The organism is Paenibacillus sp. NPDC057967 (genome assembly GCF_042887015.1).
In the GTDB taxonomy this organism is placed as follows: Bacteria; Bacillota; Bacilli; order Paenibacillales; family Paenibacillaceae; genus Pristimantibacillus.
Map to the genome: position 1 here is coordinate 873,273 of NZ_JBHVQB010000001.1, position 26,948 is coordinate 900,220.

Genomic DNA, 26,948 nt, shown 5'->3' on the forward strand with positions numbered 1-26,948 from the left:
GTGTCCTGCAATTCTCGTTTATTAGGCTGTTCCTCTTTTAATTAAATCACTTTCAATCACGACATCCTTGGACACATCCCAGTCCAGCTCGCCTCGCAGCATCTCCAGCAGCAGCTCAACGGCTTGCTGCCCCAGCTTCTGCTTATGCTGTCTGACCGTGGTCAACGGCGGGTTCATAAAGGCTGCCGCTTGAATATCGTCATAACCGATAACGGCAATATCATGCGGAACGCGATAGTCATGCCTCGTTAAAGATTCAATAGCGCCCAGCGCCATCAAATCGTTGGCAGCAAAAACCGCATCAAATGTTTGTCCTTCCTCAATCAGCCGTTCCATCTGCTGGCGCGCTTCCTCCTGCTCGGCTTTGCCGACCGCCACCCATTCCGGGCGGAACTCAATGCCCGCATCCTGCAATGCCCCTCTGTAGCCGGCATAACGCTCCTCTTCATGGGGAGTGCCGATCAAACCTTGAATATAAACGATTGAACGTTTGCCTTGCCGGATCAAATAGCTCGTAGCGTCGTATGCCCCTTGGCGATAATCCGATGTCACGCAGGCAAGCGGCAACTGATCGTATACACGCTTCCCGATAAGTACAAACGGAATGCCCTGATCTCTGTAAAATTGCAAATACTCCTCCCGGATGTATTCGCCCATAATAACCAGTCCGTCGATTTTGCGGCTGATCGCGATTTTTTTCCAATATTCATGGTCGTAATCGCTCCGGTTGGAAAACAGAAGCAGATCATAGCTGTTCATAGCCGTTATAAGCTGAATGCCTTGAAGCACCTCATAGAAAATATGATGCGTCAAAAAATCGAGCTTGGCGCCAAATACGATAACGCCGATATTCCCGGTTTTTCCGCCGGCCAGACTGCGCGCCTGGGGATGCGGCGTATATCCCGTCTCGGCAATAATATCCAGCACCTTCTGCCGCACTTCCGGCTTTACGCTCGGCTGATTGTTAATGACCCGGGATACCGTTCCTCTGGAAACTCCTGCGAGAGCTGCAATGGATTCCAATGTATGCTTCACTGCGACCTCCCTACACCATACCCTTCATGCCAACAAGCCGATTAATTGCCGTTCGTAAAGAAGGATGCATAGTGGCGTCCCAAAATTGGGAGCGCTCCAATTTATTCTATGTCCCTAGTATCTGCTACCCCAGTCTTGTTTGTCAACCATAAATTCATCCATAATCGGGCAGGAGGCGCATAGCCACCGTCCTCTGATGTCGCTAAATAGTCGAATCAATGGTATTATAAATAAATTCAAAATTATAAAAAAGGATTTGATCGCATGCAGGCAACTAGTCCCGAATACTGGATTTCCAAACTGGAATTAAACGCTCATCCCGAGGGCGGCTATTATAAACGCACTTATCAAGGCGAGGAAAAGATTACTGACCAGGAATTGTCCGTTGAATTTAACGGCCATCGCTGGCTGTACACCAGCATTTACTTCCTGCTCCGTTCCCAGGATATCTCGCACTTCCACCGTCTGAAATCAGACGAGCTGTGGTACTATCATGCAGGAAGCCCGCTAACGATCCATGTGATTCATGAGAACGGCACGTATGAAGAAATCAAACTGGGCAGCAACTTGGAAAAAGGCGAAACGATGCAATATCTCGTGCCAAAAAATTCGATCTTCGGCTCCTCCGTGCTGGAATCAGACACCTTCTCACTTGTGGGATGCATGGTTGCGCCAGGCTTTGATTTTCAGGATTTCGAGCTCTTTACTCAGCAGGAGCTGCTGGCACAATATCCTGAGCATCACGAAGTAATCCGTAAAGTAGCCTACGAGAAGATTCCTGTGGGCGTTTAACCATAAAATCAGCCCTTTGCCCTCATACTTTCTTACTAGTAAAAAGACTGAACAAGCGCTTGCTTGTTCAGTCTTTTTCCGTTGCTTGTCCACCACTCTCCGTTGTGCAGCCTTCATGGAATCCCTGCCGATTATGGCATTACGTATGGGCGATATAGTGCGTGATCCATTGCGTAATGAAGCAGTGTAACTTTTTTGCTGCTGGAGAAGCTTGTTCTGGGTTCGACTTGGCTTGTCGGGCTGCCCATCACCTTTATTGGCGCGGGAGTATTGAAATGGCCGATCGAATTCGTATATGCGCTGTATTTGACGGAGGAAGTCATCAAGACGATCTTAGGATATTTCCGCTATCGGTCACTCCGCTGGCAGCATAATCTGGTCGAACCTTCCATTAATCAACCGAGGTCAACGGGCAAGGCGACTCTACCATGAACTCAACAAAAAAGAATGACTTCTGATCATTCAGAAGTCATCTCTCCCCTTAAGCTATACTGGCTCCACCTCATAATGGTCTATCCCTCATACTCCAAAACCGAATTGTCGCTTATGATTGTCCCAATCTCATAATTGCCCTCGCATATCTCCTTCATAGATCCAGGCTTGTCGAAGTTGAACACATGCATGGGCAGATTGTAGTCTCTGGCTAAGATAAAAGCCGACTGATCCATGACCTTCAGGTTATGCTTCAACACATCGTTGTAATGGAGGGACTTGAACTTCCTGGCGCTTGTATCCTGCCTGGGATCGGCGCTCAGCACCCCATCTACGCCTTGTTTGGCAACTAATAGCGCATCGCAATTAACTTCAATGGCCCTTTGAACCGAAGGGTAGTCGGTTGTCACATAGGGCTGCCCGTTTCCTCCTGCAAAGATGACAATATAGCCTTTCTCCAAATGATGCATGGCTCTTAGCCGGATGTAGGGCTCAGCTACCGAAGTAATCGGTATGGCCGTCATGACGCGGACCTCTTTGTTCGTTTTGGCTTTCAGCACGCCGCGAAGCATCAAGCTGTTAATGACCGTCGCCAGCGTTCCGATGTTGTCGGCTTCCGCCCGATCGATGCCCCAGCTCTCTGCCATATTGCCGCGAAAGATATTGCCCCCGCCAATTACCAAGGACACTTCAACGCCCAGATTGACCACGGACATAATTTCGCCCGCAATATGCTCCAGCTTCTCAGGCTCGAATCCAAACTCCGTGTTCCCGGCTACTGCCCCGCCGCTTAGCTTAATCAGAACCCTTTTGTACATGGTCATCCTATACACCTCCGCGCTTAATAAAAAAACACTAAAGCAATGAATGCTTTAGTGTTTCAATAGTACGAAAATATGAAGTTAAAAGAACGTATGGATGAATGATCCGCTTCTTTCTCCTCATATTTCCACCCCTTCCAGTCATTAAATTCAACCTATTCTATACTGCGCTGGCGTTAAATGCAACCCGTTATTTCACTTCGCAGGCTCCAAGCTTCCTCTGCCATGTGAAGAAGCTCTTGCGTGACGGCTTCCAGATGGCTCGTATTGGACTCCTCATTGTTGCTGCTGCCTTCTTCCAAGCCGCGTAGCAGCTTATCCATCACCATGATATACCTAAGCGATGCGGTCACCGTAAAGCCGAACCGGACCAGCTTGGAGTCCCCCTCCCACCCTGCGGCTCTAAGTCCCTCCACATAGCTCGAAAATAACTCTTCTTTATATTCCGCCGCTTGATTAACGGGAATCTTTTTCTGTAATAACGCATACCCAAACATCCGGCCCAGCTCTTCGCCTACGCCTGAGATGCTGGCAAACTGCCAATCGATCGCAATTAAGGAGTCATCGCCATTTCCTTTTTCCAAAAAGATATTGTCCCAATGCACATCTTGATGGGCCAATACACGAGGCAATTGGTCTAATGTCTCCAGCAGACTGCTTACCCGATATCTATTGCTGAGATACTGCTCCCACAGCTCATTGCTGCTATTATGTACATCCTTGTAGATGTTCCAGATAGCTTGTTGCTCTTCCATGGGTTTCGCATAAGCCGTACATACTTCTACCCAAGAACGCATCCATGCGCGGCATAGGAATCCATCCGCCGGGAGAGAAGCGCCTGTCAAATACGCGCCATTGAACTTACCTAGCAGACAGAATGTTTTGCACATGTGAGCCAGGGACCAATCCTTTTGGAACGTTTCGATAGGGACATCTTCAAGCCAGAGTCTGACGTCCCCGTCAGCTTGCTCTTCGACCCCATAGCATTGAGGCGCTCTTATGCCTTCGGGCAGCTGGCTCAGCATCCCGGATTGGTATACCAGCGCTTCACGCTTCCAGTAGAAATAGTGATCGGCCTTATCCCGCATAGAGTCAGGCTTTGCTATTTTCAGAATGAGAGAATAATCCCCTCTGCTGCCGTCTTGGAGCTGGATTGTACAAGTTACTCGGTAAACTGAGCTTTCTTCCTTGCCCTCTCCAAGCGGGCTGCAGCTCCACGAGATGAGCTGACGAATCTCTGAAGGTACAATTTGTTGCAATTTTGACTGTATGCAGGCAGGTTCAATAACAAGCGATTTTACGGACATTGTCATATGCAGGCCCCATTTCTCCAAACTCTTGTCTATTTAAGATTAGTTGAAGCGGCCCCGGGTTCCTTCCTCCCAAAAAAATACATCGTCATGAGACAATTCGCCTCATAACGATGCATCTTCCATATCCTTTACTTTGAACGCATTAACAGGTATAGAAAATAAGGCACACTCAGCATCGTCACAATGATACCTGCCGGTATATCCGCCTTGAAGCTGACCGTGCGGGCTATCGTGTCCGCTGCCAGCAGCAGAAGTGCGCCAACTAACGCTGAAGTCGGCAGAAGCACCCTATAGTCGGGGCCAACCAGCTTGCGTGCCACATGCGGACTAATTAATCCAATAAAGAAAATCGATCCTCCCAGCGCTACGCAGCCCGAAGCGATGGCGACCGCAGCTATAGCAAGCAACAAAAATTTCCGCTTAACGGCCACCCCTAAGCTTGTTGATATCTCGTCACCGAGTTCGAGTGTATTCAATGTCCGGGCATGGGCAACGATCAACACAAACAGCAACAGCACCCAAGGCGCCAACAAGCCGATATAGGACCATTTGTCGCCCCACAAGTAGCCCGCTTGCCATCTCTGTGCGAATTCATACTTTTCACTGTCCAGCTTTAACGTCAAGAATAACGTCAATGCGCTTAATCCAACATTAATGGCAACACCGGTCAGCACTAACCGGGTAGAGGACGGCATGCGATTTCTTTTGTAAGCCAGAACGTAGATCAGGACTGCGGCCAGCAAGCCGCCCCCGAATGCCATGATGGGCAGCAAGAAGGCTGTGCCGGCACTTTGAATCCCCACTGTTGTGATAAATAGCAGCACCATAAGTCCAGACCCTGAGCTAATGCCCAGCATACCAGGATCGGCCAGATCATTGCGAAGCAAGGCCTGCATAACGGAGCCTGCCAAAGCCATTCCGAATCCAACAATAGCAGCCAATACAATGCGAGGAAGACGGTACTTGTAGACCACGAGATGGTGATCCTCCGGCCCTTGTCCCAGCAATACCTGAAGCACTTCAATCGGACGCAGAGACATTTTCCCCATGTTAAGACTAAGGATAGCTCCGGCGACAAGCAGGACGAGAAGCAATAGAATCAACAGCCTGGCTTTGTAAGTTCGAATCATCATCATTTGAAGGCTCTCCTCTCTCTGCTCGCAATTAACAAGAAGAAGGGGACTCCAATAATGGCAAAGATAATGCCCAGCGCTGTCTCAGACGGACGATTAATGAGCCTGCCCGCCAGATCCGCCACGACCATGAGCACGCCTCCATACACAGCTGACGCCGGAATAATATAGCGATAATCTACGCCAACGAAAAAGCGCATCATATGCGGTACGATTAGCCCTACAAATCCGATAGGCCCTACCAATGCTACAGATACTCCCGCAAGCAGGAGCACCGCAAGCGTCGCCAGCAGCTTCACCAGACCGATGCGTTGCCCGAAGCCCTTCGCGATCTCCTCACCCAAGCTCAACACGGTGATGGAGCGCGCGATGAATAGCGATAAAGCCAAGCCGCCTAAGAACCAGGGCATCACCAATTTCAGCTCCGGCCATGTCGCTCCCGCCACGCTCCCCGAAGTCCAGTAAGCAAGGGCATGTCCAATTCCATAATTGAGAGATATAAATGTGCCAATGGCGCCAAACAGCATCGTTATCGACATCCCCGCCAGAACAAGACGCTGCGGCGTCATCGCCCGGCGATTCATGGAGACTGCCAGATAAGTCAGTCCTGCCCCCAGCCCTGCGCCAACAAAGCTGATAAGCAAGGTTGACGTCTGCAATTGGCCCGGCATGAAGGCTAGTGCAATAGCCATGGCGAAGGCCGCTCCGGCATTTACGCCCATCAATCCCGAGTCAGCGAGCGGATTTCGAGTATAGCCCTGCATGACGGCACCGGCTACCGCGAGGCACATGCCAGCCACAATGTCAGCTGAGGTGCGCGGAATTCGAAGAGACTGAATGATTTGATGCTCCGTCAGATTAGGGTCAAAATCAAAAACGGCACTCCATGCAGTTGTCAGGCTCATGCGAGCAGCGCCATAAGAAAGAGAAGCTGCTGCCGCAAGCAGCAGCAACAGCACCCCCAGTACCATAAACAGAACAAAGTACGGCCTGCCGCCTAAATGACGGACAGAAGCAACTCCGTCATTCAGGCTCTCGTTCTCCTTAATTTTCCCCATTGGCTTTCAGTAACTTCTCTACGATAAAATCTAGCTGTTTATCGAGGGAGTAGATATCGGAGTAATAGGAGAAATCAAATCCAATCTCGATCAATCTGCCTTCCTTAATAGCCGGGATACTGTTCCATACCGGGTTGTCCGACAGGTCATCTGCTCCATCCCATACCGAACGGAATACAAAATCGCCTATATAATCAGAAAGCACTTCCAGGGAAACGGAATTGCCTGTCGCCTCCTTGGACGAATCCATCTTTTTCTGAATGATTTCAGGTGCCTTCAGCTCCAGATATTCATAGATAATTTGAGAGCCACGTCCGTACAGCTCGCTCTCTATGACCGACATCTCCTTCTTGCCGCCCTCGATAATGGTTACGGTCTTATTCAGGATACCCTGCTCATCAAGCTTCTTCTTGCTCTCTTCCACCTTCGTGTGGAAGTTGTCCAGCAGCGCTTTTGCCTCCTGCTCCTTGCCTAATACTTTGCCAATCAACATCACACGCTCATCGGTCGATATCTTGTCGAAGGGAATTAACACCGTTGGTGCAATGTCCTTCAGCTTCTCGTACGTATCCTCAGAAGGTGCAAGTATCAAATCAGGCTTGAGCGCCATGACCTCCTCCGGGTTAGGCTCGAACCATATGCCCAGATCTTCAATCCCCTCAAGAGCTCCGGCAAAAGCCGCCCCCGCGTAGACATCTGAAGTGCCTACCGGCTTAATGCCAAGTGCGATGAGATCCCCTTGCATATATAGAACGACAACCCGCTCCGGATTGGCCGGAACGACCACATCTCCTTTGACGGTAGATACGATTCTCGTCCCGTTCTCCTTATTGGCATTCCCCTCCACTGTCGACGTACTGGCTGGTGCTGACGAGGTTACTGATGTTTTGGGATTATTGGATGCCATTGTGTTAGAGCCTGTATTGGCTGATCCGCAAGCACTCAATAGTAAAGTAAGAGTGAGCATCATGGCTACGATCAAACTTGATTTTTTGGTTATTGGCATTGGTAAAGACCCTCCGATTAGTTTGTTTTGATAATGATTATCATGATCAATAACATTATATCGAGGGGGTATGCTTCCGCCAATGGAGGATCTGATTATGCTAGATGGACGATTCTCAGACGCGCTCTGCCCTCTGCTAGTCTTCCGGTATCGAATGGGAGACTGCCCCATATACTTTCGGAACATGCGGCTGAAGTAATAAACATCCGTGTATCCAACTTCTGCTGCAATATCCCGCAGTGAAGCATCGGTACCCCTCAACCATTCTTCTGCATAATGGAGTCGGCAACGAATCAAATATTCAATCAGACTTGATCCCGTCTGCCCTTTGAATCGCATCGATAAGTGGCCCGGGCTATAATTAAATTGCTCCGCAATCGAATCCAATGACAGATTCTCTCGATAATGTTCATGGATGTATCGGACAACTTGCTGATGACATCCGGTTTCTGAGAATGAACTTCACCACTCGTGAACTGCTTCATCAACTCATGTACGAATTGGTAAAACAAACCTTTCACTTGGATTCGCTCCAGCGGACTCGCCTGTGTCCAGATCTGCTCCATTGCAATTAGATGATAATGCAGCGGCAATGGCTCCGATGGCTCGAAGCCATATGTCATCCGAAATGGATTGCTGCGTTCCATAAGCCTTGCTAGATCCTTTCTTCCTGGCAGTGAGGCTCTGTAGAATAGCAGAAAATATTCGAATATCTCCTTGGCCTCTATATCCAGGCGCATGCCTTTGCCGCCATGCAGGATGTAATGACGGTCGGCTTCATAATCTATGCCATCCAGATTCAAACTTGCCGAACCGCGCACGCCATATATAAATCCGCTTGCCGGCAGCATATAGGCATGCAGCTTGTCCCCTGGATTCATGACAGCATAGCGAATATCCAGCACTTTGACAGCTGCGTGATTCCATGCGGCTATATGATCTTCCAGCTTCATTTTTTCATTTCCACTCCGATCTGCTCTACCATTCAACCAGGCTATTCCATTCTGCTTGGTTGATAATGATTATCAATGATATTCACTAGTATTAGGCAGCATCTCTTATTTGTCAATCGGAGTCGGGCCTTTCCTGCAATAAAATGACTTCTGCGTACAAAAAACATCGCCCAAGGCGCAGACCTTGTGGCGATGTAATCCGTGCACATTATGAATCCGTTACAAATACGTTCTAAGCTTATATGCTTTGTAAAGAAGAAGTGCAAGGTCGATAAGAAAAAATAAAACGATGAAATAAATAACATTGGCGGTTACGTTATTCCAAACCGACAGGACGGAGCCAAAGTCTTTGCCGTCCGCCAATTGCCGGGCAATCTCTTGTAATTGAAGCACAAATTGTCCATTCCAGATCGTACTGTCAGCGAATAGGATCAAAGCCGCTATAAAGACAAGCACACTAATGATGATGTGATAAACAATTAGACCTTTCGACCATTTTCCCGCTACGAGCTTCAGAATTTCCTTCAGTACCAGAAGGGCTGCGCTCCCCCATATTAGCGGTGCATAAGACTTTAATATTTCTACATTAAATAACGGAACATGATAGTATTCACCCGAATGCGAGATGTGTACACCAATCCATTCAGGCAAGCTGATAAAGATGGCGGTGAATAGTACGGTAAAAATAATGCTGACGATAGGCTCCGATCGTTTGATCTGAAGCTCTGAACTCGGAATCGGCGGCAGATCGGATGGCTGCCAAGCCTTCTTTTTCCCAGAGTCCTTGACCCCTTTGTATTCCAGCACTGCAAAGATAACCGTAACCCAGACAAAGCCCTGCATGACCGCTTCAATGATGGAACCGATCCACCTGGCGAAGATGCCGCTGAATGCCGTGACGGGATTGCTGCCAACTGGTTGAAGCATGTCAATGACTAGCACAACGCTCATCGCTATAACGATTGCCATCCCAACAACCTTTAACACACGCACATAGCTGTCAAATAACCCGGGACCAATCAAGTAACGATTGCGTCCACTGTACTTGGCTGCCAGCTCTGCCGGCGGACCTAGCTCAAGCAGCACGGCCTCGATCTCGGCGGTGTCTGCCGATTCGTTGTCATGCCCCGTCCTCTCCTCCAGCATATCCTCAATGAGTCCGCGCAGCTCCTTCTCAATGTCGTCCCGCTGCTCAACCGGCAGTTTGCTTATTACGGCATGCACATATCTTACTATCAACTCCATGAGCCTTCCCCCTTCGCCGTGTATCCCTCATTTATGAAGACTGCCTCAGTCTGAACCGATCAGCCGATCCATATTGGCTGCCATCATTCTCCATTCCTTGCATAGCTGGTCGTAAATCTCTGTCCCCAGCGGGCTGAGCAAATAATACTTCCGCGGCCTTGCCTCCTGCGTATCCCACTCGCTCTTAAGAAGGCCCTGCTTCTCAAGCCTGCGCAATAGCGGGTACAAGGTTCCTGGATCAATGGTAATTCCCTTGGTCTCCAGCATCGCAACAAGCGAGTAACCGTATTGCGGTTCAGACAGCTGGCTTAACACGCTAATAATAAGCGTACCTCGGCGAAGCTCCTGCAGCAGACCGCTCAATACTTCTTCCACTTCTGCCATATGATCAACTCCTAATGTCATTATACTGTGTGTCGTACACTATTGTAAATAGTCCTATATAATGAGATGTACATATATGTATGGAACTTCATTATATTTTGTATCTCCGAACGTTCTAATACAAAAAAAACACCGCCAAAGGCCTCTGGCCCATGCAACGGTGAATTTTATAGTGATTGAACATGCGCTGGGCGGGCCTCCAAGCCGAGAAAATCGGCTTGCAGCGGCGGCTCACTCAGCGGGCAGGCCTCCAAGCCGAGAAAATCGGCTTACAGCGGCTGCCCCGCATCTGATCTTGTTTATACTTCGGCCATGCGGCCTTCGCAAGGCAACAACTTCTTAGGAGTGTCATCATTCCAATATATACCCCGCATAACGCAACGTTTCCGGGTCGTGCACCCTGTTCAACCGCTGCGAAATTATAGTTTTAAATTCCGTAAGATCAGAAGATTTGCCGTACCAGTTCAAAACATGTAGCGCTTTTAGAAAATCCGCATTGCTTTCAGAATGCAGCAGTTCGAGAAGAAGACCTCTTCCAGCCTCAAACGAGGTTTTACAAATTAATTGAATAGCTATCAGCCGGTCCTCTTGTCCTTGCTCCGCAACATTTCTCAAAAAAACGATAGCTGTCCGCGAGATTTTCTTAAACTTGAACATACCATTCAGTGCTTTTAATTGCGTATCCTCGTGCGAGGTATTTTGATAAACCTGAATCAGCGCTTGCTCATCACCCGGCATTTTGCTGCCAAACCATGAGGTTTCATAATCCAGAATCATTTCATCCAACCAGCGCTCATACCAATCCAGAAAGCTGTCCTCATAGACAAAGAAAAAGGGATGATCGGGATGAAAGTCCGACGTGTATACGATTCTCCCTCTGTATTCCCCATTAAGCACGAGATACATATCGTATTCGCAGCCTTGTGTGCCAATGCATAACATGCCGCCCAGCACCCTGTCGCGGGCAGCGTCATATTCCTCATCGCTAATGTCCTCATCACTTGTCAGCGGCTCGATTAATTGGTTCCATTTCTCTTTTGTCATGCCAGGATGTAGAATGCATGTTGCAGCGAGTGCATGAGTTTCGGTATAAGAAGCTGCTTTTTCTAACGAATAAATGCCGTAATATGGTCCAGCTCCTCCATTTCCGACTTGCGTCAAAAACTGCTTATACGGCTCTGGAAGAGTGACCCCACTTTTCGCTTCCCAGTCCGTGAGTTCCTTTGCGCTTAGCTTTTCATGGACTTTGTACTTATGCGAGGAAGCTCCAAACACCGCTAAAGCCGCGTCTTTGTGCTTCGCCTTCTCCAGTTTGGTTTTGATGCGGTCAGTCTGCTTTTCTTTCTTCCAAAACGGCATCGTGAATCCTCCCAGTTGTCTATAGCCCGGCTTCCTTCGTGTGCTTATCCAGCAATTTCAGCAGATACGGGAATCGGAATGCTCCGTACATACTCTGTATGTGCCCGGCAGCTGCTTCCAGCTCCATACCGACAGCGGTTATGTACAACGGCTTGGAGCTGTTGCCCCGGTAAATTTTTTGGACATAGGCTTCGTTGTTATGAAAAGCGGTTTTTGCCACACCGATCACGGGAATTTCCCCTGAAAGGTTGGTGTATACATGATGTCCCAGCCCAGGCTTTTTCTCATCATTTAAGTATACATAGCCATCCACGACTATAGCTTGTAATTGGTTTAAATCCGCAAGCTTTAACAGCTCCTGTATGCAAGGAAGCTCTCGTTTATAGAAAGCACCCGGTTCGTAATCGAGAGGGTTATCTGTATAAGAAACGATGACTTCGAGCGGTTTGGCATCATCCCAATGTTGAAAAATAACCCCTACTGATTTCGCTTTATTTTCTTCATAATACACATCGACAGCGATGATCATGACTAGCGGTTCCTTCCTTCAATGTCTTGACAGACTATAGTAGATATTCCCATTATATCATCTGGCATTTTTTTCTGTCTTGCAGTAACGGAGGATAAAGACGATGCATAACAAAAACATCGCCAAAGGCAGACAGCCCTGGGGCGACGTAATCATCCGTCGTATATTCCTATATCGCTAGAATCATCCATTTTCGATTACAATTTCCCCCTCATCTCTTGGTTCTTCAAACCCATTGAGAAAAGCTGATAATATTTCTTCCGTTATCGTAAAAGCCGCATTTGCATCAACACGTTGGCTTCGTATCTTAAGGCGCTCTCGTAATTCTGCTGGATGCACTTTAAGAAAAATGAGCCTCCACTTCCCCCCAGCGTGTTCAATAAGACGCTTGTATTCATCCCTGTCGGACCGCCTCCAAAAACTGGAGTCGACCACAATCTGTTTTTTATCTTGCATCCTAGCGATTAACTTATTACGTAATCGTTCATGCGCTTCATCCAAGTACTCCCTATATCTTTCAACGGGATAATCAATTCCATATCGGCCATTGGTAGACCAGACCTCCTCATCGATAGAAAGACGTATAAAGCCATGCTTTTCCAGCTCCTTAGAAAAGGTCGTTTTTCCAGAGCCAGCTAACCCACACATTAACATGACTAAGGCAGCATCATGATCCCCTTCTCGACGGATAAGATCTTCAATACTCTGCTTCTCTACCATTCCATCACACCTTCGAATGATTAGCCTCGATACGAAATATCCTAATTATACCATCGCTTTAAATTATTCCATATGGCCCTGTTTCAAAGCAGCGATATCGTTTATATTTTTAAAAAACGGTACAATTAGGAGGCTTGATCAAGACGATGACAGCTTACAAGCACTCGGCTGGCGTATCCCGTCTTATGATGGGAATCATAGCGTTGCTCGTAATTGTAATTACCCTCGTCCCATGGCAAGGCCGCGCAGCCGCTGAAGCAACTGCCAACCCCATACAAGTTCAACTGGATGAAAAAGTGATTGTGTTCGAAAAAGACCCTTTCAAAATCAATGGAACCACACTTGTTCAGTTCCGCCCTTTATTTGAAGCATTGGGAATGGACGTTGAGTGGGACAGCGCCAATCGGGTCGTTACTGGGACAAAGGATGGTCTAGCCATTGTTTTGAAAATTGGCAGTACTCAAGCCACCGTAAATGGAACTTCCGTCACGCTGCTGCAAGCACCCCAAACTCAGAATGGCCATACGATGGTACCGATTCGCTTTGTTAGCGAATCAACCGATGCTCTGGTCGCCTGGAATCCGTATAAGCCCCAAATTTTGATTTATACCTCCTCTTTCCTGGATTCCGTCGGCTTGTCGAAAGAACAGGTCCAAGCAGCAATTGATAAGGAACTGGAACGAATCAAAGCCGAGTATGAGGCTGAGCAGGAAGCCAATGCTCCTGTGGAACCGGTACCCGTCCCCCCTGTTCCCAAGGGAAGTGATGAATACAAGCCTGCTGCTTCGGATACGGTTGATTTAAGCAAGCTGCAAGGGATGTACTATGGATTCAGATCAGATTATGGCGGCTATGATTGCGGCGGCATCTGCTGGGATCTGTACACGTTTCTGCCTAACAGCAAGTTATTAATCGGCGAACCGCCCAATGGCGGGCCGGAGACGATCGATTGTAAGAAGGACCAATGCAGCAGCTATACGATCAAGAATAATGTATTGATACTCGACAATGGTGATACCTATAGCATTAGTAAGGAAGATGGAAACCTCGTCATCGACGATGTCGTCTTATCACGGGTGAAGACAGCAACCAATAACCTGAAGCTGTCCAAAGAGTATATCTACAGAGGGTACTGGGGATTGATCGGCATCACCGGCGGCTCAACTTCCTGGATTGAAAAAATTATCTTTAATGCCGATGGCACATTCAAAAGCAACCGTTTGATGCTCGGCACTGTCCAAGGGGGAGGTACGACTACGGGTACTTCCAGCAAAAACCTTTCCGGATCATACCGCATTACAGGCAATACCATCGTCCTTGCTTATAGTGATGGTAAAGTTGCCAATCGCTTGTTCTTCCTTCATGAGGATAAGAACCGTGGAGAACTGGGCAGTATTCAGATTGGTGATAACAATTTCTATGTCGACAATTAAAGATGAATAGATGTTCAGCATTGAGCCGCCTCCATTCCTGGAGGCTTTTTTTTGATACTTGGTCCGTATTCGGTTATTTTCACCATAATCTCCATATAACGATCTATTCCAGTAATCTGTCAGCTTAACGACACTATGTGTGTAGGAAGGTTGGGTGCAGATTTAACTTTTCACCAATAGGAAAAGCTGTTATGATAGTGGCTATCTGCATCGGCAGTCGCGGTTCGAGACCATCCCGCGTTACCAAAACTAAGGAGGCTTTTTAGGTTATGTTCAATTTGCTGTGGGGCGTGCTGTTCATGCTCGTCCACTTCGGCCTCTTTTTGCTCTGCTACCGCATGTTCGGCAAAAAGGGTCTGTACGCCTGGGTCGGCTTTGCCACGGTGATTGCCAACATCCAGGTAACCAAAACGATCGAGATGTCCATCGGCACCTTCGCTATCGTCATGACGCTGGGCAATACGATCTACACGACCATCTATATGACGACGGATCTGCTCAATGAAAAATACGGCCAGCAAGCCGCTAAACAAGCGGTCTGGTTCGGATTCTTCACGCTCATTGCATCGAATATCCTAATGCAGATGACGCTCGCTTTCACTCCGCAGGCGGAGGACTTTGCCCATGAGCCGCTGACGGCGATCTTTGGATTCCTTCCGCAGGTTGCGGCAGGAAGCTTGTGCGCTTACTTTGTCAGCCAGTTCCTGGACGTACGGGTATTCAGCTATCTGAAGAAGAGGTTCCCGGTGCGCAACCAGTTCTGGATTCGGATCAACGGCAGCTCGCTTGTCAGCCAGCTTCTCGATTCCCTTGTATTTTGTACGATTGCTTTCTACAAGGTTCATACGTTCGATATCTGGATCCAAATTTTCCTGACAACTTATGTGCTCAAGCTGCTCATCTCTTTCCTGGCTACACCAGTTCTATACTGGGCGAGAAATATGAAGGTGAAAGAAGACTAGGCTTCCATAACGGGTCACGGACATAAAAATCGCTCAGGGTTCACAACCCTCGGGCGATTTTTTTTATTTCATATAAGCCCTTAAGACTCCATCTGCATCAAATCCGATTTATCCCGCATCATCCTTCGACTTATAAAGCTCATTCAGCTCCAATAAGGCTTTAATATAAATCTTTAACGCAGTTAACAGATTCGGAATGGACTGCACCTCGTCCGGCCCGTGAATATGTCCATGACCTTCCGGAAAATGGAGCGGTGATAAGTCAGCCGGCAAGCCTGGGCCAAAGCCAACGGCATGAGACAGCTTCCTGGCATACGTGCCGCCGCCCATGACGAAGGGCTCCGCTCGCTCTCCTGTCACGTCACGATAGACTTTCATGAGCCGATCGACCTCTGGCGTATCAGGATTATAATAACTCGGCTCACTGATATGCACATGAGACAGTGTAAAGCCGCTCCCCTCCAGCTGCTGCAACATTGTCTCCGAAGACTGTTGAATGGGATAACGAATGTTTAATTCCAGCGCCAACTTTCCATCCTGTGCTTGCAGTTTCGTTCCCACGCATGTTAACGCACCAGATATTGCATCCTCGCACTGTATGTCTAATGCCAGGCCATCATGATACCTGCAGATTTCATAAATCTTCTCAAGCTGTTTGTGTACGGACCCCTCAAACCATGCGCATTCGAGCAGTGGCTCCAGCAGCACGGCTATCGCATTGTAAGTGCCGTGAGGAAAGGCAGCATGCCCGGCCTTACCGGCAGCGGATAATATAATCTCCTCTTCGCTTTCACTATACTGAATGACAGGCGGAAGAGAGCTAAGCTTGGCTATCGCAGCATCATCACGTCGTACAACAAGCTCGGCATAGCCCGGCACACTATTAGAGGCTTCGCCTCCTCGCAGTCGTACAATTGAACGATCCGATAAATCGCAGTTTAAGGTAACCGAGAGCATCCCCTTCTCTCCATAACACACTGGAAAGCCGCTATCCGCCACAATGTTAAAATCAGGAATCGTATAATGCTTGCGATAATACGCAACATCATGCATTCCGATTTCCTCTCCACTGCCGATGATATGCCGAAGATGATAATTCAACGGAATTCCCAGCTCTTGAATGAATCTCAGGGCATAGAGCACAGCGATCACTGCCCCTTTGTTATCCTGCACGCCTCTGCCGATGAGAAAGCCGTCCCTGACTGTGCAAGCAAAGGGCGGATAGATCCAGCCCTTTCCTGCTGGCACTACATCTGCATGACCCCATATGCCAACCGAGCGCTTCGCCGCATCACCAATGCTGATTTCCGCACAATAATACTCCCGGTTAATCGTTTGGAAGCCGTATCGTTGACCTAAATCCAGTACATATTGGAGCGCCTCCGCGCATCGTTCCCCGAACGGGTAAGATGAAGACGGGTCATAGCTCGCTACACTTGGAATACGCACAAATCCGGCTATATCCTCCAGCAAGGCGCCTTGCTGCTGCTCGATCCATTCCCGAATCTTCTCGTCCATTGCAAAATCACTCATCATAAATCTCCTTTCTCGAACACAACCTTAGCCTTAGCCTTTAATAGCCCCTTCCGTCAACCCGGCGATAATATACTTCTGCCCTGCTGCATACACCGCCATAATGGGCAGCATCGCCATCAGATATGACGTGAACGCCATTGTATAGTTGAACGAATACTCCGTCTTGAAGTTATATTGGAACAAAGGCAGGGTCCAAAACTCCTTTGCTTTATTCAATATTAGCAGCGGCAGCATGAAATCATTCCAGAACCATAAGGCATCCATAATGACAAGCGTCACCAGCATCGGCATGATCAACCGCAATACAATAGAATGATAGATTTGAAAGGTGTTGCAGCCATCAATTCTGGCGGCCTCTTCGATTTCCGTCGGCATGCTTTCGATATAATTGACTAGCAGGAATACCCCTCTCGTCAAGCTCAGCGCGCCATACAAGAGGATCAGTCCCACAGGATTCAACAGATCGAGATTGGTCATGATTTTCGTGAGCGGCAGCATGATGACCTGAAACGGCACGAACAGCCCAAGCAAAATGTACAGGTAGATAAAGTTGTAGTATTTCTTGTGGCGATTGCGGGCGATGGCGTAAGACACAGTCGGATTAATGAGCAGCACCATCACGATCCCTCCGATCGTGATGAACGCCGTATTCCATACATATCGCCAGTAGTTCCCTTTGGACAGCAGCTCGGCATAATTGGAGAAGTTCAGTGTCTGAGGCAGGCTGAAGAAACCTCGGCCCGCTTCCTCCAAGGATTTGAAGGAATTGATGATTACCAGATACATCGGTCCCAAAATAACGAGGATGCCCATAAGCAATATGACGTTGCGAAGTATGCGCCAGCCTAGCCCTTCTTGTCGTATCGATACATTCATACTTAATGGACACCGCCTTTGCGCGATAGCTTGATTTGGATGAAAGATAATACCGCAATAATAATGAACAGAATAACTGCTTCCGCATTCGCCATCGCAAATCTCAGGTTTTGGAACGCGTCATTATAGATCATGATGCCAATCACATTCGTAGATTTCACCGGCCCACCGCCTGTCAGCGTGTAGGCATAGTCGAAGGATGTAATGCCTGCTTTGATCGCAAGCACCATATTGACCGTAATTGTAGGAATAAGAAAAGGAAACGTAATGTAGCGAAAACGGTTGAAGGTGCTCGCTCCGTCGATTCTGCCCGCTTCATACAGCTCGGAAGGAACGGACTGCAAACCCGCGATAAAGATAAGCGTCGGCAACGCTACAGCCTGCCAAATGTTGACGATCACGACAGCAATCAACGCATACTTGGGATGAGCCAGCGGACTTTGGTATAAAGCCGTTAGATTCATCGCCTCGCCAATGAGAGGAACGACCCGGACAAACAGCTGGTCCCAAATCAATGAGATCGTCACTGCGCTGATCATGGCCGGCAAGAAATAAATCGATTTGGCAAACGTTTGGAGCTTCTTAAGAGAGTTCAGACTTAGCGCTAAAATGAGCGAGAGAATCATGACCCCGGCTACAAGCATAACGGCGTATTTTCCGGTGACAATTAAGGACTGCTTGAAGTTGGGATTGTTCCACAGCTCCACATAGTTGCTGAAGCCTACATAGTTATAGCCGGAGCTAATTCCGTTCCAATCCGTGAAGCTATATTGAATGCCTACTACAACGGCATAGGCGAAAAACAATGTATACAGAATGACAGCAGGAAGAGTGAATAAGAAATAGGTTGAGCGTTCCAGAAATTTGCTTGTCATGCGACACCTTCCTCATCTCGTAATGCCTTGAACGGGCAGACAAGCTGAACGACAACTTGATAGACTCAAATTGCCGTTCAGAATCATGCTATTGAATTACTTAACTGCGTTAAGCTTGATCGTTTCATCTATGTTCTTCAGGTATTGCTCAGGCGTCTCGTTATTGATCAGATAGCCTTGAGTCGTACCATACAGCTCTGTGACGATCGCGCTTGGAAGCGTGGAAGACATCCAGTCATGAACATTGCCGTTGTCGATAAAGTCCAGCAGCGGCTGCAGATACTTGTCGTCATAGGTTGTGCCAGTAATAATCGACGGCTCACCGGATAGATCAGACCATTTCTGAGCAACCTCCGGGCGGGCCAAATACTTCAGGAAGGTAAGCGCAGCTTCTTTCTCCTCTGGCTTGGCTTTTGCCGAGATCGATAGAGAAGCATTGACGCCGGATAGAGCTGTTGTTGTTTCCAGCGTATCATTGGGCAGCGGGAACGCACCGAACTTCAGATCTGGATTAGCCAGCTTAATATTGCCACGGCCGTAGGAGCCGGAAATAATCATGGCAGCTTGTCCATTCGCGAATGCTTCTTGCATCATTTGAGCGCTCACGCCAAACGCATCCTTGTTGGCATACTCCGTTAGCTCTCTCAGCTTTTTCGCATATTCCAGAAACACCGAATTGCCTTCAATTTGTCCTTCGCCTTTGGCTGCTTTGGCCATCTCTTCTACGCCGCCAGGCGCAAATGCAATGTTCGTCGCTTGGAAAATATGGCCTACATCCTTCAGTGGAAGGTACAGCGGCGTAATGCCTTTGCTTTGGAATAATTTACTCGCTTCAATAAACTCGACATACGTCGTTGGAATTGCTACATCATTTTGCTTGAACAGCTCGACATTATAGTAGACGGCCATATAGTTGCGAGCATAGGGCAGCGAATAGTAGCCGCCGTCATCTGCCGGCGTCATATCCAGATACTTTTGATTCACATCTTTGATAAAGGGCTGATCGCTCAAGTTTTCGATAAATCCGTTCTTCACTTTTTCCTTAAACTGAAGCTGCGTCGGATAATCCGTGAAGAGCGGCGGGATATCATTGGTTGCAAAGCGAGCGGTTAACACTTTAACAGGGTCGGGCACGGTATTCATGTCGATGACAATATTCGGATATTCCTTCGAGAAGTCAGCGATAACCTCGCGATAAGCGCTCTGAATCGCTTCCTCGCCCTGCTGCTGGAAAAACTCGATTTTGATCACATCGTCTTTACCCTTGTTTCCGTTAGAAGGCGCATCCTCTTTGCTGCATGCGCTCATCACCAGTGAGGCCAGCAATACCGCTATAATCGATAGTTTTGTTCTTTTTTTCATCCTTATCTCCCCTGACTTTAACCTGTTTTGTCACACATATTGCGCTTATTTCCCTAATGCGCGATTGGCCAAATTCGTGATAACCACATCGTCCATTGGCGGGTTGTGAAGCCCGGCCCGAACATCGCGATACATGCGCTCAAGCGGAAATGACCGCGACAGGCTCAGCCCCCCTACAATTCTCATAGCCTGATCCACAATACGTACAGCTGCGTTCGTCGCAACATGCTTAGCCACGCCCAGCTCAACTTTAAGCTCTGCTCGGCGCTCCGCTTCCTTATCCCAGCGGTCGGCCGTATGGTACAGATAGGTTCTTGCCGTAATCAGATCAAGCTCCATCTCTCCGATTTGCCGCTGGATATGCGGAAGCTCCGCGATAGGCACCTGTAAGGAATTCGGCTTATGCTTGGCTGCAAAGGCAATCGCGAAGTCACGTGCGCCATGCGCAATTCCCAGATAGCATGCCGGAATATGAAGCATATTCCCATCTGTCGGCACCGGCTTGCGCAGCTGGCTGTTGGCTCCGCCACGTATCAGGTACCGGTCCGGGACAAACACCTCATTCATAACGATGTCATGACTGCCGGTGGATCGCATGCCAAGCGTATTCCAAGTTTCCAGAATTTGAACCCCTTCTCCCGCTTCCATAAGGAAGGAACCAACCGTATCGCTATCGGTCATCGTGGCAGAGACAATAAACTTCCTCAAAACCGGACTTAAGGTACAGAACGATTTCTGACCTGAGATCAGCCAGCCCCCGTCCACCTTTACCGCTTTCGACTGGGGTTTGCCGCCGCGGGAGGGGCTGCCTGTTGCCCGCTCACTTGCCAGTTCATTCAAAATAAGTCCATCTTGCACAACTTCATGGCATAGCTCGCGAAACAATTCCTCCGGACAAGCGCCCGATAAGTGAAGCTGCTTCAATAAACCAATATGCCAGCCGATCGCCAGCGCTGTGGAGCCGTCTCCTCTAGCCAGACGTTCTTGAGATAGAACGAGTTCATAGATGGATGCCTCCTCTCCTCCGTATGATTCTGGTACGGTAAGAGCCAGGTAGCCGGAATCTCTTAACTCATCGAAATTCTCGAAGGGAAATGCTCCTTCAAGATCATGCTTAGGAGCCCGCTCTGCAAATATCGCCGCTAGCCGATCTGCTCTCGCTGCAATGTTCGCTTCCCGTTCATTTCGTATAAAGCGATCAGAAGGATCAGAGTATGTCACCATGAACAACGCCTTTCTTATAAACCTCATTGGTTTACTTTGTTTTATAGTAATCGTATTCCATTATGAATTAAAGATAAAAAACCCGAGCTTTTTATTGTAAAAAACCGAACTAACTCTCGCCGCATTGCTGCTTGCGATATTCATTAGGCGTACAGCCGCAATGCTTCTTAAACACATTGGAGAAGTATTGCGGGTCCTGCTCAAACCCGCATTGATCCGCTACTTCATAGATCTTTAATGCAGGATATGAACGCAAGAGCTCCTTTGCCCGCTTCATTCGAACGGTGGTTAGAAACTGGGTATACTTCTCGCCTGTATCCTGCCGGAACAGCTTGCCCAAATATTCGGAGTTCAGGAACAAGTAATGCTGGGCAAGCCACTGCAAGGAAAGCTGTCTGTTCTGAATATGCTCTACGGTTAACTGCTTTATTTTGAGAACAAGTATGGCCTTCTTATCCACCTTGCGGAAATGATAGCCTGCATATAGCCTGCCCAGCTCCTTCTGGAATGCTTGCAGGTCTTGCCCCTCTACAGGCGTGTGCGGGATGCTTACGCCATATTCTGCATTCAGCTGATTGCAGATATAAGTTAGAACATCGTTATTGTTCTCCTGGATGGCTCGCAGCGTCACGCCGTCACTCAGCAATTGCTCGTTCCAGCTTCTCGATACCCTCATTAATTGGGCTTCATCCGCATGAACAATGGCCTGCAGAAGATCACTCGGAATGGAAGACAGGATGCCTTGTTGATCTATCTTTGTTGCGTCGACAGGTTGCATGGAACTTCCATAGTGGCTGCGTGCAGCATCTACCTCCTGCTTGGACCACTCCAGCGCTTCTGCAATCTCACGCTCATCGCTTGGCTTCAGCAAATACCTGCGTACGCCGAAGCGCATCGCCTGCGTGGCCAGCTCGAATTCCCCAAACCCGGATAACACAATAAACACGGTATGAGAAGACAGCTTGGAACCTTGTTCAATCAATTGAAGTCCGTCCATCATTGGCATCTTAATATCCGTAATGACCACATTCGGCTGAAGCTCATCAAGCATCGCTAATGCTTGCTGCCCATTGGCGGCGGTTCCTGCCAACACCATTCCAAGACCCATCCAGTCTATCGACTCCGCGATTCCCTCTCTCACCATACGTTCATCATCCACAATTAATACCCGATAGCTAGTCATGATGATCCTCTCCCTTCAATAGCACAGGAATTCGAACCCGAATAACGGTGCCTTGATCGATGCCCTCCAATATGGCAATGCCATATGGCTCGCCATACAGCAACTGCAGTCGTTCATGAATGCTCCTCAGTCCAATTCCGTCTCCTGAGTCCTGGTCCAAGTAGTGCGTATCCATCCCTGGGCCTTGATCCGCAATCCAAATATCAAGCTGATCTCCGAAGCGTTCGCTGTTAATTGTAATATGGCATGTTCCAGTCCGATCATCGATGCCATACTTCATGGCATTCTCTACAATCGGCTGCAGAATCATTGTTGGAATATAACAGTTCGTAAGCTCATCAGGGATATTAATCTCACAATGCAGCCGTTCTTCAAACCGGTATTTCTGAATGAGCAAATAATTGCTGACATGCTGGATTTCTTCCTGGAGCGTAACCATTTCCTTCTTGCTCGTTGTGCTTCTGAGCATATCGCCCAGCGCCTTGACCATGCTGGAGATGCGATCCTGTCCGTTGCGCCGCGCCAGCCAGTTAATCGAATCCAGCGTATTGTAGAGAAAGTGAGGATTAAGCTTCGCCTTAAGCGCCTCATATTGGGACTCTTTGATATGAAGCTGCTTAATGTAATTGTCCTTGATTAACCGGTCCAAGGAAGCCGTCATCTTATCGAAGCTGCTTGTCAGCCAGCCGATTTCATCCATATTTTTGGCTGGCAGTTCACGATAGGTCGCAAAATCCCCCTGCTCCACCTTGCTCATCCGATTGGCCAGCTTCTCTATCGGACGAGTAATGCTTCTGGCAAATATAAAGCCTATCCATACAAGCGAAACCAAAATGAATGCATATAGGAGCAGCAGTATCTTTTTCATCAGAATGGCTTTCTGGAACAAGGTCTCATAGGGCACAAGGTTCACTAATGTCCAGCCTGTGAAGCTCATCGTGGATAAGGTGGTCAAATATTTATGCTTTTTCAGCGTCAGCATCTCATATTGTTCGCCTGATCGTTCATTCTGGATCAGAGAGCTAGGCATCCTTTTCTGCTTCCACTGCTCATCATTCCAATAAATAGGCTCATGATTTTCATATATAAGCAATGTATTGTTGAAGCCCGCGGAAGACGGATTGGAGCCGATAGAGTTAATCAAATCATCTGCGTTCACTCGAACAACAAACGTCCCCAGTCTGGGGAAGTCCATGCTTTTGACCCCTCTAATTTCCCTTAAGGAAGTAAATATCTTGGAATCGGGTTCTCCACCCTTCCACAAGCTTCCGCCTTCCTTCTGCGCCGCCATGTCAATGAACTGCTTGATATACGCTGGCGCAGCAGCATCCTTCGTGGTGCCGAGCCAATAATCATTGCCCCAAAAATCGATTATCGCCACAGAGCGAATCGGATAATTAAAGATACGATACGACAACAGCTTCTCTTCGATGGCCTTAATCGCATAATAAGTTTCACTGCTATTCGTGCCTTGCTTGATCTTCTCCAGCCCCTGCTGAATGTCCGCATCGCTTGCGATCGCTTGTGTCATTCGGTCAATCGCTGCCAGCTTGTCCTCGATTCGCTCGGCATAGAGATACAGCTTCTCGCTGGTTTGCTCATAGACCAGTTGCTCATACAACTTATGCGTCTTTTGCACGTACAGAAGGCTAATACTACTCGTCAGCAGAACGCCGATGAGTATAAACAATACCAGCTTATGCCTGATTCTTATGTTCATTCTGCATTCTCCCTTTGCTCTATCGCCGATTCATAACCCTTTAAAGGAGCAGAGCGTCTCAAATAAAAAAATACTCTATATTTCCCAGTAAAACAATAGGAAATTAAGAGTATGTCGATATATATACCATGTTAAGATAACCGGCACGCTATCATAATGCCCAAACCTCATCCCGTCAAGAGATAATTTGAAATAAAGCGATATAACTTGGGGAGCCCATCTTTGTCTTCTGGAGAAGCATGTATATGACCGTATATGAAGCCATATCACTTTTTCCTATTAGCAAGGCTTCTTGTAAAATTTGCATTAGATATGACTATAGGTAAAAGGAGAATGAAGATGCACCGAGTGGACAAGATCAGATTTGTGCTTCTTTTCGGCGAGTCGCCTGAGGAACCCTGTTACGGGTATATGGAGCTGAACCCGGATGGCCATATGATTGCGCTCTTCAATAAGCATGGCGAGGAACTGGACATGAATGGCGGACATGAAGTGATCAAGGTGAAGACGCTGGGCAAATTCGATAATGAAGACCGCGATAACTTCTATGACTTGTTGGAGAGCGATGGTGTAGGTTAACGGACAAGAAGCAATAGGCCGCCCATTAGGCAAGGTCTCTTAGTTCACGGCAGAGCCAGCGGGCTGTACCTGCTTGTGAATTCCCACTGGGAAAACCAATGCCCTGTATGCTTCTGTTCTGTCGAGTCCGGCAAGATGTAACCTTATTCATCCGTACTAATGCTCAAAGAGGGCTGCAACAGGCTATTGCTCCAACCTGTTACAGCCCTTATCTTCCTCTCCCGGCGAGTCCTCTCAGTTCTCCAGCATGTGAGGGAACTCGTCCAGCAACATGTCGCTGGTCAGCATGTCCGTGTAATTCCATTTGGTCTCAATAAACGTGACTTTCCCGTTTTGAACGGAAGGAAGCTGCTGCCAGAGGGGGGATTCCAGCAATTCTTCAAATGTATGTTCCGCTTCCGGATTGGCAGGGAACAACACAAACAGGCGATCACCAACAAGCATCTCATGCATCAACTCAGCCGACACTTCAATATACGGGGATCCTTCCGCCGGTTCCAGCCCCTTCACGGTATCCGACATGCTGTAGCCCTTCTCCTGGTACAACAGTTCCGATAACCCTCCTGTTTTCATCAGATACATCACTTTGTTCCAATAATAGATAAGTACCACGGCCGTCTCACCTTCAACGATCTTCCCTTGCTGCCGCAACTCATCCCACATGCGGCTCGCCTTTTCGTCGTAATCAGCCAGCAGTTGCTCCGCTTCCGCTTTTTTGCCAACAACCTCTCCAATGACCGAAAGGCGTTCATGCAAGGGAAGGGTTTGATCAAAAACAACAGTCGGAGCTATCTTGGACATTTCATCATATTGCTTGTCCATAACATAACCGAGCATCGTCAGATCCGGCTCCAGATCGAGAATCGCCTCCAGATTGGTAGGAAAGCCAATATCCTGCGCTGGCGTCTGCTCCTTATCCTGATAGACCGATTGCTCTATAAATCTACGGTCTATGCCAACTGGCTGAACGCCCAGCGCGAGCAAATCTCCGATTGAGTTGCCTTGAAGCACGATTCGCTGCGGTTTATCCGGGATACTGACTTCATGTCCTTGACTGTCTGTATACAATCTTACGGAAGACGCGCCCCCCGCCTGTTGATTCGTTTGGACCTCTGCCGAGGCTGTCGGCACTGGCAGTGAATTGCCTCCAGCAGTTGAACAAGCACTGAGCATAATGGTCAGACATAACAGCATAACGGTTCCTACGGATAGCTTGATGTTTCGATACATGGGTAAGTCGTCCCCTTTTCTTCGTTGATAATGATTATCATAATCGCTATCAGTATAGACGAACCCTTTGCTTTCTGCATTAGACAATATCATCCTCTTCATTGGACGATCTGCAACTTTTATCCGAGTGCGCCCCACAGTCCTGAACTTGCCTGGCGAAATTCCGGTCGTTTTCTTGAAAATGCGTATGAAATAAGACAGGTCATTATAGCCCACGCCCGCGGCAATTTCTTGCAGAGATACTTCCGTATGAAGCAGCAACTCCTCGGCCTTTTCCATCCGGATCTGAATGAGATAGTCAATCATGCTGCTTCCGGTTTTGCTTTTGAATTGTTTGGCTACGTATGCAGCACTATAGCTCAGCCGTTCGGCAATCATGGACAGCGTAATGGCTTCCTTATAATGATCACGGATATAACGCATCGCTTGCTCTACCAGATCCGGCTTGACCGCTTGACTCGCTTCCATCTGCAGCTGCTTCTCCACCTCGTAGATCCATTGGTACAGCTTGGACTTGGTATGAATCCGCCCCAGCAGGCTTGGCTCCATCCGGCTTCTGCGCAGCTCATTCAATTGATCCAGCAACGCTAATGGATCATGCGGAATATAAGCAAACTGCCTTTGAAACGGGCTATTGCTCTCAAACAATCTTCCCACATTCGCCAGGGATTTAATTGATAGCGTAGCTTTGTATAGGACAAGATAGTATTCAAGCGCCTCTCTGACCGACTCAATGTCCAGGCGTCCCCCTTTGCCGCTATGTATCACATGAAATCCCTCTGCAGAATGCTCGATTCCATTCAGACGGATGCTTGCAGCACCGCGTACGATATATAAATAACCCGATGCGGGAAAACAGTAGGCACATAATTCATCTCCTTGATCCAAAACCATGTGGCGGATATCCATCAGCCGAATATTGGCGTAATCCCATACCAGCAAATCATCCTCATTCAACGTCGATACGCCTCCTTCCTAGAAATTATAATTGATAATCATTTTCAATTACAACTGAAGCTTTACATGAAACGCAAATAAGAGCCGCAACAGGCCACTATCACACTCCGTTTGCTGCCATATTTAAACATGAGGTATTCTTGCGTTGCCAAGCTTCAGAACCCCTATAATAAATCTACAACATACCCTTGACCCTCCTCTAAGAGGAGCCCTTACAATCAAACACGAGGT

The 26,948-nt window shown here is 48.0% G+C and carries 24 protein-coding genes and 1 pseudogene; 5 read left to right on the forward strand and 20 right to left on the reverse strand.

The window, feature by feature from the left end; all coding sequences use genetic code 11:
• Positions 1-21: 21 nt before the first annotated feature.
• Positions 22-1,035: a LacI family DNA-binding transcriptional regulator gene (locus ACFVSO_RS03730; RefSeq protein WP_387470217.1), complete on the reverse strand. Its 1,014-nt coding sequence runs from the start codon at positions 1,033-1,035 to the stop codon at positions 22-24.
• Positions 1,036-1,299: 264 nt separating this feature from the next.
• Here ACFVSO_RS03730 and ACFVSO_RS03735 point away from each other — a divergent pair, with 264 nt between their 5' ends.
• Positions 1,300-1,827, forward strand: a complete 528-nt coding sequence (locus ACFVSO_RS03735; protein WP_387470219.1) for a cupin domain-containing protein — start codon at positions 1,300-1,302, stop codon at positions 1,825-1,827.
• Between the two features lie 195 nt (positions 1,828-2,022).
• Positions 2,023-2,259 (forward strand): hypothetical protein, encoded by a 237-nt coding sequence (locus ACFVSO_RS03740; protein ID WP_387470221.1) that lies wholly within the window; start codon positions 2,023-2,025, stop codon positions 2,257-2,259.
• Between the two features lie 80 nt (positions 2,260-2,339).
• Here the strand turns inward: ACFVSO_RS03740 and pyrH are convergent, their stop codons facing one another.
• The 11 genes and pseudogenes from pyrH to ACFVSO_RS03795 form a co-directional block, all read right to left on the reverse strand.
• Positions 2,340-3,083, reverse strand: a complete 744-nt coding sequence (gene pyrH, locus ACFVSO_RS03745; protein ID WP_387470223.1) for a UMP kinase — start codon at positions 3,081-3,083, stop codon at positions 2,340-2,342.
• 173 nt (positions 3,084-3,256) lie between these two features.
• On the reverse strand, positions 3,257-4,393 hold the full coding sequence (locus tag ACFVSO_RS03750; protein ID WP_387470225.1) for a phosphotransferase: 1,137 nt from the start codon (positions 4,391-4,393) through the stop codon (positions 3,257-3,259).
• A 128-nt stretch (positions 4,394-4,521) separates the two neighbouring features.
• Positions 4,522-5,529 carry a FecCD family ABC transporter permease gene (locus tag ACFVSO_RS03755; protein ID WP_387470227.1) on the reverse strand — a complete coding sequence of 336 codons (1,008 nt, stop codon included), beginning with the start codon at positions 5,527-5,529 and terminating at the stop codon, positions 4,522-4,524.
• Positions 5,526-6,584: a FecCD family ABC transporter permease gene (locus ACFVSO_RS03760; protein ID WP_387470229.1), complete on the reverse strand. Its 1,059-nt coding sequence runs from the start codon at positions 6,582-6,584 to the stop codon at positions 5,526-5,528. Before ACFVSO_RS03760 ends, ACFVSO_RS03755 begins: the two co-directional genes overlap by 4 nt.
• A complete protein-coding gene (locus ACFVSO_RS03765; RefSeq protein WP_387470551.1) occupies positions 6,571-7,590 on the reverse strand; it encodes an ABC transporter substrate-binding protein in 1,020 nt (339 codons plus the stop codon). Before ACFVSO_RS03765 ends, ACFVSO_RS03760 begins: the two co-directional genes overlap by 14 nt.
• Positions 7,591-7,785: 195 nt before the next feature.
• Positions 7,786-7,929 (reverse strand): annotated as a pseudogene (locus ACFVSO_RS03770) (helix-turn-helix domain-containing protein); the annotation flags it as partial.
• An 833-nt stretch (positions 7,930-8,762) separates the two neighbouring features.
• Positions 8,763-9,788 (reverse strand): HAAS signaling domain-containing protein, encoded by a 1,026-nt coding sequence (locus ACFVSO_RS03775; protein WP_387470231.1) that lies wholly within the window; start codon positions 9,786-9,788, stop codon positions 8,763-8,765.
• Between the two features lie 45 nt (positions 9,789-9,833).
• Complete coding sequence (locus ACFVSO_RS03780; RefSeq protein ID WP_387470233.1) at positions 9,834-10,172, reverse strand: PadR family transcriptional regulator; 339 nt, start codon at positions 10,170-10,172, stop codon at positions 9,834-9,836.
• A gap of 351 nt (positions 10,173-10,523) precedes the next feature.
• Complete coding sequence (locus ACFVSO_RS03785) at positions 10,524-11,531, reverse strand: SMI1/KNR4 family protein (protein WP_387470235.1); 1,008 nt, start codon at positions 11,529-11,531, stop codon at positions 10,524-10,526.
• 19 nt (positions 11,532-11,550) lie between these two features.
• Positions 11,551-12,060, reverse strand: coding sequence for an endonuclease V (locus ACFVSO_RS03790; RefSeq protein WP_387470237.1), 510 nt, complete (start codon positions 12,058-12,060; stop codon positions 11,551-11,553).
• A 183-nt stretch (positions 12,061-12,243) separates the two neighbouring features.
• Positions 12,244-12,780: a P-loop nucleotide/nucleoside kinase family protein gene (locus tag ACFVSO_RS03795; RefSeq protein ID WP_387470239.1), complete on the reverse strand. Its 537-nt coding sequence runs from the start codon at positions 12,778-12,780 to the stop codon at positions 12,244-12,246.
• Between the two features lie 185 nt (positions 12,781-12,965).
• On the opposite strand from ACFVSO_RS03795, the gene ACFVSO_RS03800 reads away from it, so the two are divergent.
• Complete coding sequence (locus ACFVSO_RS03800) at positions 12,966-14,213, forward strand: copper amine oxidase N-terminal domain-containing protein (protein ID WP_387470241.1); 1,248 nt, start codon at positions 12,966-12,968, stop codon at positions 14,211-14,213.
• A gap of 269 nt (positions 14,214-14,482) precedes the next feature.
• Complete coding sequence (locus tag ACFVSO_RS03805; protein ID WP_387470243.1) at positions 14,483-15,175, forward strand: queuosine precursor transporter; 693 nt, start codon at positions 14,483-14,485, stop codon at positions 15,173-15,175.
• Positions 15,176-15,283: 108 nt separating this feature from the next.
• On the opposite strand, the gene ACFVSO_RS03810 is transcribed toward ACFVSO_RS03805, so the two are convergent.
• The 7 genes from ACFVSO_RS03810 to ACFVSO_RS03840 form a co-directional block, all read right to left on the reverse strand.
• Positions 15,284-16,711 (reverse strand): Sapep family Mn(2+)-dependent dipeptidase, encoded by a 1,428-nt coding sequence (locus ACFVSO_RS03810; RefSeq protein WP_387470245.1) that lies wholly within the window; start codon positions 16,709-16,711, stop codon positions 15,284-15,286.
• A gap of 30 nt (positions 16,712-16,741) precedes the next feature.
• A complete protein-coding gene (locus ACFVSO_RS03815; RefSeq protein ID WP_387470247.1) occupies positions 16,742-17,587 on the reverse strand; it encodes a carbohydrate ABC transporter permease in 846 nt (281 codons plus the stop codon).
• Positions 17,588-17,589: 2 nt separating this feature from the next.
• Entirely contained in the window at positions 17,590-18,462 is an 873-nt protein-coding gene (locus ACFVSO_RS03820) for a carbohydrate ABC transporter permease (RefSeq protein WP_387470249.1), read from the reverse strand.
• Between the two features lie 96 nt (positions 18,463-18,558).
• Positions 18,559-19,824, reverse strand: a complete 1,266-nt coding sequence (locus tag ACFVSO_RS03825) for an ABC transporter substrate-binding protein (protein ID WP_387470251.1) — start codon at positions 19,822-19,824, stop codon at positions 18,559-18,561.
• Positions 19,825-19,869: 45 nt separating this feature from the next.
• Positions 19,870-21,048, reverse strand: coding sequence for an acyl-CoA dehydrogenase family protein (locus ACFVSO_RS03830; RefSeq protein ID WP_387470253.1), 1,179 nt, complete (start codon positions 21,046-21,048; stop codon positions 19,870-19,872).
• Positions 21,049-21,157: 109 nt separating this feature from the next.
• Entirely contained in the window at positions 21,158-22,231 is a 1,074-nt protein-coding gene (locus ACFVSO_RS03835) for a response regulator transcription factor (RefSeq protein ID WP_387470255.1), read from the reverse strand.
• A complete protein-coding gene (locus ACFVSO_RS03840; RefSeq protein WP_387470257.1) occupies positions 22,224-23,951 on the reverse strand; it encodes a cache domain-containing sensor histidine kinase in 1,728 nt (575 codons plus the stop codon). The genes ACFVSO_RS03835 and ACFVSO_RS03840 overlap by 8 nt, the downstream gene beginning before the upstream one ends.
• 339 nt (positions 23,952-24,290) lie before the next feature.
• Here ACFVSO_RS03840 and ACFVSO_RS03845 point away from each other — a divergent pair, with 339 nt between their 5' ends.
• A complete protein-coding gene (locus ACFVSO_RS03845; protein ID WP_387470259.1) occupies positions 24,291-24,530 on the forward strand; it encodes a hypothetical protein in 240 nt (79 codons plus the stop codon).
• Between the two features lie 234 nt (positions 24,531-24,764).
• Here the strand turns inward: ACFVSO_RS03845 and ACFVSO_RS03850 are convergent, their stop codons facing one another.
• Positions 24,765-26,717, reverse strand: coding sequence for a helix-turn-helix domain-containing protein (locus ACFVSO_RS03850; RefSeq protein ID WP_387470261.1), 1,953 nt, complete (start codon positions 26,715-26,717; stop codon positions 24,765-24,767).
• Positions 26,718-26,948: the final 231 nt, after the last annotated feature.

Excerpts from the sequence above, each read along its gene's own strand:
- ACFVSO_RS03760 (WP_387470229.1), bottom strand. The coding sequence starts at position 6,584 with ATGGGGAAAATTAAGGAGAACGAGAGCCTGAATGACGGAGTTGCTTCT.
- ACFVSO_RS03820 (WP_387470249.1), bottom strand. The coding sequence starts at position 18,462 with ATGACAAGCAAATTTCTGGAACGCTCAACCTATTTCTTATTCACTCTT.
- ACFVSO_RS03815 (WP_387470247.1), bottom strand. The coding sequence starts at position 17,587 with ATGAATGTATCGATACGACAAGAAGGGCTAGGCTGGCGCATACTTCGC.
- ACFVSO_RS03785 (WP_387470235.1), bottom strand. The coding sequence starts at position 11,531 with ATGCCGTTTTGGAAGAAAGAAAAGCAGACTGACCGCATCAAAACCAAA.
- ACFVSO_RS03805 (WP_387470243.1), top strand. The coding sequence starts at position 14,483 with ATGTTCAATTTGCTGTGGGGCGTGCTGTTCATGCTCGTCCACTTCGGC.
- pyrH (WP_387470223.1), bottom strand. The coding sequence starts at position 3,083 with ATGACCATGTACAAAAGGGTTCTGATTAAGCTAAGCGGCGGGGCAGTA.
- ACFVSO_RS03825 (WP_387470251.1), bottom strand. The coding sequence starts at position 19,824 with ATGAAAAAAAGAACAAAACTATCGATTATAGCGGTATTGCTGGCCTCA.
- ACFVSO_RS03810 (WP_387470245.1), bottom strand. The coding sequence starts at position 16,711 with ATGATGAGTGATTTTGCAATGGACGAGAAGATTCGGGAATGGATCGAG.
- ACFVSO_RS03800 (WP_387470241.1), top strand. The coding sequence starts at position 12,966 with ATGATGGGAATCATAGCGTTGCTCGTAATTGTAATTACCCTCGTCCCA.
- ACFVSO_RS03795 (WP_387470239.1), bottom strand. The coding sequence starts at position 12,780 with ATGGTAGAGAAGCAGAGTATTGAAGATCTTATCCGTCGAGAAGGGGAT.
- ACFVSO_RS03790 (WP_387470237.1), bottom strand. The coding sequence starts at position 12,060 with ATGATCATCGCTGTCGATGTGTATTATGAAGAAAATAAAGCGAAATCA.
- ACFVSO_RS03755 (WP_387470227.1), bottom strand. The coding sequence starts at position 5,529 with ATGATGATGATTCGAACTTACAAAGCCAGGCTGTTGATTCTATTGCTT.
- ACFVSO_RS03735 (WP_387470219.1), top strand. The coding sequence starts at position 1,300 with ATGCAGGCAACTAGTCCCGAATACTGGATTTCCAAACTGGAATTAAAC.
- ACFVSO_RS03830 (WP_387470253.1), bottom strand. The coding sequence starts at position 21,048 with ATGGTGACATACTCTGATCCTTCTGATCGCTTTATACGAAATGAACGG.
- ACFVSO_RS03840 (WP_387470257.1), bottom strand. The coding sequence starts at position 23,951 with ATGAACATAAGAATCAGGCATAAGCTGGTATTGTTTATACTCATCGGC.
- ACFVSO_RS03775 (WP_387470231.1), bottom strand. The coding sequence starts at position 9,788 with ATGGAGTTGATAGTAAGATATGTGCATGCCGTAATAAGCAAACTGCCG.
- ACFVSO_RS03780 (WP_387470233.1), bottom strand. The coding sequence starts at position 10,172 with ATGGCAGAAGTGGAAGAAGTATTGAGCGGTCTGCTGCAGGAGCTTCGC.
- ACFVSO_RS03765 (WP_387470551.1), bottom strand. The coding sequence starts at position 7,590 with ATGCCAATAACCAAAAAATCAAGTTTGATCGTAGCCATGATGCTCACT.
- ACFVSO_RS03835 (WP_387470255.1), bottom strand. The coding sequence starts at position 22,231 with ATGACTAGCTATCGGGTATTAATTGTGGATGATGAACGTATGGTGAGA.
- ACFVSO_RS03750 (WP_387470225.1), bottom strand. The coding sequence starts at position 4,393 with ATGACAATGTCCGTAAAATCGCTTGTTATTGAACCTGCCTGCATACAG.
- ACFVSO_RS03845 (WP_387470259.1), top strand. The coding sequence starts at position 24,291 with ATGCACCGAGTGGACAAGATCAGATTTGTGCTTCTTTTCGGCGAGTCG.